The organism is Kitasatospora sp. NPDC059408 (assembly GCF_042751525.1).
Classification (GTDB): domain Bacteria; phylum Actinomycetota; class Actinomycetes; order Streptomycetales; family Streptomycetaceae; genus Kitasatospora.
This window is the reverse complement of record NZ_JBHYWI010000108.1, coordinates 19,949-25,171: the sequence shown is the minus strand read 5'-3', so window position 1 is coordinate 25,171 and position 5,223 is coordinate 19,949. Positions and strand designations below refer to the sequence as shown.

General features: G+C 74.9%; 5 protein-coding genes. 2 read left to right on the top strand and 3 right to left on the bottom strand.

Annotated elements, in window-relative coordinates:
• Positions 1-2,018 (top strand): helix-hairpin-helix domain-containing protein (locus ACFXDE_RS39625; protein ID WP_380499156.1); only part of this gene is annotated, 2,018 nt, incomplete at its 5' end.
• Positions 2,019-2,106: 88 nt separating this feature from the next.
• On the opposite strand, the gene ACFXDE_RS39620 is transcribed toward ACFXDE_RS39625, so the two are convergent.
• The gene (locus ACFXDE_RS39620) at positions 2,107-2,712 is read right to left on the bottom strand and encodes a hypothetical protein (protein WP_359972352.1); all 606 of its coding nucleotides are present in this window, start codon (positions 2,710-2,712) and stop codon (positions 2,107-2,109) included.
• 385 nt (positions 2,713-3,097) lie between these two features.
• On the opposite strand from ACFXDE_RS39620, the gene ACFXDE_RS39615 reads away from it, so the two are divergent.
• Positions 3,098-3,307, top strand: coding sequence for a DUF5703 family protein (locus ACFXDE_RS39615; protein WP_359972350.1), 210 nt, complete (start codon positions 3,098-3,100; stop codon positions 3,305-3,307).
• Between the two features lie 225 nt (positions 3,308-3,532).
• On the opposite strand, the gene ACFXDE_RS39610 is transcribed toward ACFXDE_RS39615, so the two are convergent.
• Together ACFXDE_RS39610 and ACFXDE_RS39605 are read right to left on the bottom strand one after the other, a co-directional pair.
• A complete protein-coding gene (locus tag ACFXDE_RS39610) occupies positions 3,533-4,384 on the bottom strand; it encodes a chaplin family protein (protein ID WP_380499154.1) in 852 nt (283 codons plus the stop codon).
• A gap of 335 nt (positions 4,385-4,719) precedes the next feature.
• Entirely contained in the window at positions 4,720-4,962 is a 243-nt protein-coding gene (locus tag ACFXDE_RS39605; RefSeq protein WP_380445485.1) for a chaplin, read from the bottom strand.
• Between the last annotated feature and the right edge of the window lie 261 nt (positions 4,963-5,223).

Below are 5,223 nucleotides of genomic sequence, written 5' to 3'. Positions count from 1 at the left end.
GAGTAGCGGAAGGACCACAGCCGTACGCCGTCGGTGACCGCGACCGTCATCTGCATCGGGTACTCGACGCCGTGCGCGCCACCGCCGAGGTCCTCACCGCGGGCGGCGCCCCCGCCGAGCTCGCGGCCGCCGCCGTCGCCGAGTTCGGCGACGACGCCGCCGAGCGGCTGCGGGCGGACCCGTGGGCCGTGCTCGGCCTGCCCGGCGTCCGCCCGGAGCACGCGGACCGCTTCGCCCGCGCGCTGCTCGGCCCCGACGCCGAAGCGGGCGACGCCCGGCGCGCCCAGGCCCTCGTGCTGTGGCTGCTGGAACAGGCCGTGCTGCGCGGGCACTCCGCCCTGGAGCTCGCCGAGGTCGCGGCCGGGCTCGAACGACTCCGCATGCCGGAGCCGGCCGCCGCGATCCAGGCCGCCGTCGAGGACGGGCGGGTGCTGCCCTTCCAGGAGGAGGTGACCGGGCCCGAGGCGCACGGATCGGGCGACGAGGACGACGAGCCGCCGACCCGGACGCTGCTCGCGCTGGAGCGGCTGGCGATGGCGGAGGACAGCCTCGCGGAGGAGCTGCTCCAGCTGATGGCCACGTTCGTGCCGGGCGAGGACCCCGACGATGCCGAGGACGTCACCGAGGAGGCCGAGGACGTCGCCGAGGCGGCCGAGGACGTCGCCGAGGCGGCCGAGGACGTCGCCGAGGCGGCGGAGGAGGAGGGCGGCTCGGAGGACGAGGCTGCCGCTTCCGAGACCGACGCGCCCCATGACGAGGGCGCTCAGGACTCCGCCGCGCCCGCTGAGCCAGCCGAGGCCGCCGCGCCGGCCGAGGCCCCCGCCCACGCCCCCGGCCCGACGGCGTGGGCCGCCGCCGCCGAGGCCGCGCCGTCCTCGTCCGCGACGGCGCTCGTCCGGGCCGTCGCCGACAGCGCCCTCGTCCTGCACACCGGCGGCGACGCCGCCCGCGCCGAACCGGCCGCGCTGCTCACCGCCGCCGCCGGCCTTGGGCTGCGCGCCTGGGCCGCCACCTGGACCGACCAGGGCCGGGCCGCCTTCGCCGCCCTCGCCGGGCCCGACGCCCGGGTCGTCACGCTCGCCGAGCTGCTCTCCGGCACCGGCGGCCCCGGCCACTCGTCCGACGGCAAGCTCGCCCTGGACCTCCTGGTCGTCCTCGACGCCCCGCTGCTGGACGTCGAACTCGCCGCCACCGTCCTGGAGTCGCTCGCCGACGGCACCCGGCTGGTGCTCAGCGGCGACCCCGGCCAGCTCTGGTCGGCCGGCCCCGGGCGGTTCTTCGCCGACCTGCTGGCCGCCAAGGTCTGTCCGGCGGTCGCCTCCCGCACCCCGGACTTCGGCCCGATCGGCGAGCTGGTCTCGGGCATCGGCATCGGCGAGCTGCAGCCGGTCGAGGCGCCGGACAAGGAGGTGGTCATCCTGACCGCCAGGGACGGCGCCGAGGCGGTCCACCGCGCCGTCCAGCTGCTCACCGACTCGATCCCGCGCGCCCTCGGCATCCCGGCCGAGGAGGTCGTCCTGCTCACCCCCGGCCACGGCGGCCCGGGCGGCACGCGGGCGCTCAACGCCGCCGCCAAGGCCCGGCTCAACCCCGGCCCCGGCCGGTTCGGCGGCTTCGACCCGGGCGACCGGGTGGTCGAGTCGCCCGCTCCGGGCATCACCCGCCCGGCCCGGGTGCTCGACGGCGACGCCGCCGGGCTGCACCTGGAGTACGCGGACGGCACCCGCCGGACGGTTCCGCCCGCGGACGCGGCACGGCTGCGGCACGGCTGGGCGCTCACCGTCCACCAGGCGCTCGGCCGGCGCTGGCCCGGCGCGGTGGTCGTGCTGCCGGAGGACGCCGGCCCGGCGCTGACCCGGCAGTGGGTCTACACCGCCTTCGGGCGCGGCGAGCGCCACCTGTCCGTGGTGCACGCGGCGGGCCCGGCGCTCGCCCAGGCCGTCGCCGAGCGCCCGGCGCAACCGCGCACCACCCGGCTGCGGGCGATCCTCGCGGAGAACGCCGCCGCGGAGTACTGAGGCCCGGCCCGGAGAACGGGGACGGGAACGAAAGAGAGCGGGCGGCTCCCACGCCGTGGGGGCCGCCCGCTCGCACGTCCTGGCCGCGTCAGTCGTCGAGGTCCTCGTCGTCGTAGACCTCGCTCACGTCGAACCGGCAGATGAGCAGCTGCGGGTCGGCGTGGTCGAAGGGCTCCGGCAGCCACTCCCCCGGCTCGGTCGGCTCGGCCGCCGCGACCCAGAGCGTCGAGTCGGCCTCCTCCAGGCCGAACTCCTCGCTGCGGGCCGCGATCTCGTCCGGCTCGTACTCGCCGAACAGCACACCGATCGCGGCGTTCACGCCGCCCTCGCCGCCCCCGCCCGGGGTGAGCGACTCGTCGAGCCGCTCGGCCTGGGCGCGCAGCCGCTTGGGGTCGACGACGTGGTAGTCGCGGCGGATCAGCACGCTGATCGCCTCGGGCTGTTCGGGGCCGTGGTAGCCCCCGGGGCCCTCGTCCCCGGGGACCTCGAAGGGGGTGACCTCGTCGTAGACCTCGTACAGGAGTTGGTCGTAGGCGATGGCCGCCGTCGCGAGCTGCTCGTAGGCGGCGGACACAGCGGGATCATCCGCTGCGCTGGGGCTTGACACCGCTTCCAGATGACGGTCGATGGCGGCCTTGACCGCCTCGGCGGCGGCGCGTACCTCGGCAATGGTGGGCTGCGCGGCATCAGACATGGTGCAGACGCTATCTCCCCGCGGTGTCGGTACGCACAGCGGTTGTCACCTACACCCGCGATTTCACCGCAACTTCCCCCCTGATGTCCGATCTGCACGCTTTCGTCCCCGCGCGAACCCGGCGCACGAGGAGTGCGGACGGCTCACCTCGGCCGTTCACGGACGGCTTCGCGCGCCGGGATCGGGGTATCCCGTCCACAGGAGCAACGGAACTGATGCACAGTCAGCGGAGGGGGTGGCCGGGCGGCCGTCCAGCGCCCCCCGGGCGGCCCGCCGGCGGCCTCCGGGACCGGGCCGGCCGGCGGGAGGTCGACCGGAAATACCCGGGCCCGCTGTCGGAGCCAGGCCGTAGGCTTGCAGGCAGGCGAACCTCAGGAGGAGCGTTTTGACCCCACCGAAGACGGTCCGGCAGCCGGAGTACGAGTACCAGTCCCTGCGCATGCCGCGCGGCACCTCGCGGAACGCGGCACGCCAACTGCTCACCGAGCACGCCGAGTACGGACACTGGGAGCTCGACCGGCTACGGCTCTTCCCGGACGGGAGCCGGACGGTCCGGCTGCGGCGGCGGATCATCCGGCAGGTCCGCAACTGGTGACGGGCGGGGCCGCCCCGCACCGGACGGCCGGTACGGGGCGGCCGACCACACGGCGCACCGCACCGCTCGGCGCACACCGCTTAGGGCACACCACTCAGCGCACACCGCTCGCAGCACGGCTCAGGACTCGATTCACGGCACGGTTCGCGCCCGGCGTCCACGCGCCCGCGGCCGTCCGGTCCTCCCGGAGGCCGCGGGCGCGCGTCGTTCCGTGCCCGGAGCGCCTCAGCGGGCGCCGGCGCGGGCCCGGCGGTAGAGCACGCCACCGCCGAGCAGCAGCGCGAGGCCGGCCGCGCCGAGCAGCTCGACGTCGCCCGCGCCGGTCGACGCCAGCTGGCTGCCGGTGGCGGCGGCGGCCGTGGTGGCCACGCCGCTCGTGTGGGCCGCGGCCGGGACTGCACCGCTGCCCGGTCCGCCGCTGCCGCCACCGCTGTTGCCGCCCGCGGCCGACCCGACGGCCGGGGTGGAGGCGGCCGGGGCGCCGGGGGTGCTGCCGGTGGACGAGCCGCCGGTGCGGCCGCTGCCCGGCGAAGTCTCACCGCCGCCCTGCGGCGGGGTGGTGGACGGGGCGCCGGACGGCGGGGTGGGAGCGTGGCTCTCGGGGCAGTCGTCGGTCGGCCGGGGAGCCGGCGGCGCGACGTTGCCGCAGGCGTTGCCGAAGGCCGGGTTGCCGACGCCGACGACGTTCACCGAGTTGCCGCAGGCGTTGACCGGGATGTGCACCGGGGCCTGGACGCTGTTGCCGGAGGCCACGCCGGGCGAGTCGGCCGCGGTGCCGGACGCCGAGGCGCCCGAGGCGGAGGAGTCGCGGGTGGCACCGCCGTTGTCGCTCTTGCCGCCGCCCTGACCGCCCCCGCCGCCCTGGTGGCCGCTCACGTTGGCGCAGTGGTTGCCGTAGGACGGGTTGAGCGCGCCGACCACGTCGACGGTGTTGCCGCAGGCGTTGATCGGCACCTCGACCGGCACCTGCACCGAGTTGCCCGAGGCCACGCCCGGCGAACCCGCGGCACCCCCCTGCGCCTCGGCGCCCGCGTAGGCGTAGCCGGCGGTCGAGGCCAGGACACTGCCCGTGGCCACGGCCGTGAGGATCCCCTTCTTGGCTACATTCCTCATGTATTCCCCTGACGTATGACGTATCCGTATGACGTATCGAAACGACGTGACGACCTTCCGAACGTCCGAAAGTCGGACTTTCCGAATATCCAGATATCCCGCAAGGTCTTCGACTGCACAGGAGTAAACGAGACAGTCACGGCGAGGTTGGGCCGAACGCATCAGCTTCACCCGATCGAGTGGACGCGTCCGTTCGCCGTATCCGGGCACCCCGACCCGCCGCCACCCTGGCCCGCCTCAGAAACGCAAGAACCCCCGGCGGCGGGGAGTCCCACCGCCGGGGGCCGAGCTTCTGAGCCTTAGAAGTTGGCGCAGTGGTTGCCGAACGTCGGGTTCAGAACGCCGATCACGCTGACGGTGTTGCCGCAGACGTTGACCGGGACGTGAACCGGGACCTGCACCAGGTTGCCGGAGACCACACCCGGCGAGGCGACCGCAGCACCCTCGGCCGCCGCACCGCCGTGGGCGGACGCGACACCGGCGGCGGCGAGGACCAGCCCACCGGTGGCAGCGGCGACGGCGGCGATCTTCTTGACCTTCATCATTCCTCCTGTTTTGGCATCGCAACCCGTTCGGCGGGCTGCACAGGGATGAACGACGGTGTGGCAAACGGGGTACGGAACAGATTTGCCATTCACCCGCAACGGTGAGGACTCGCACACATGACCACCGCCGAATTCCAAGCAGGATCGTTTCTGTCGATCTCCCCGACCGCGTCCCAAATCATTAGCTCCGACAATGCGGACGGCCCGCCCCCGGAAACCCCGGGGCGGGCCGAGCCCACGAGGACACCGGCGAGGACG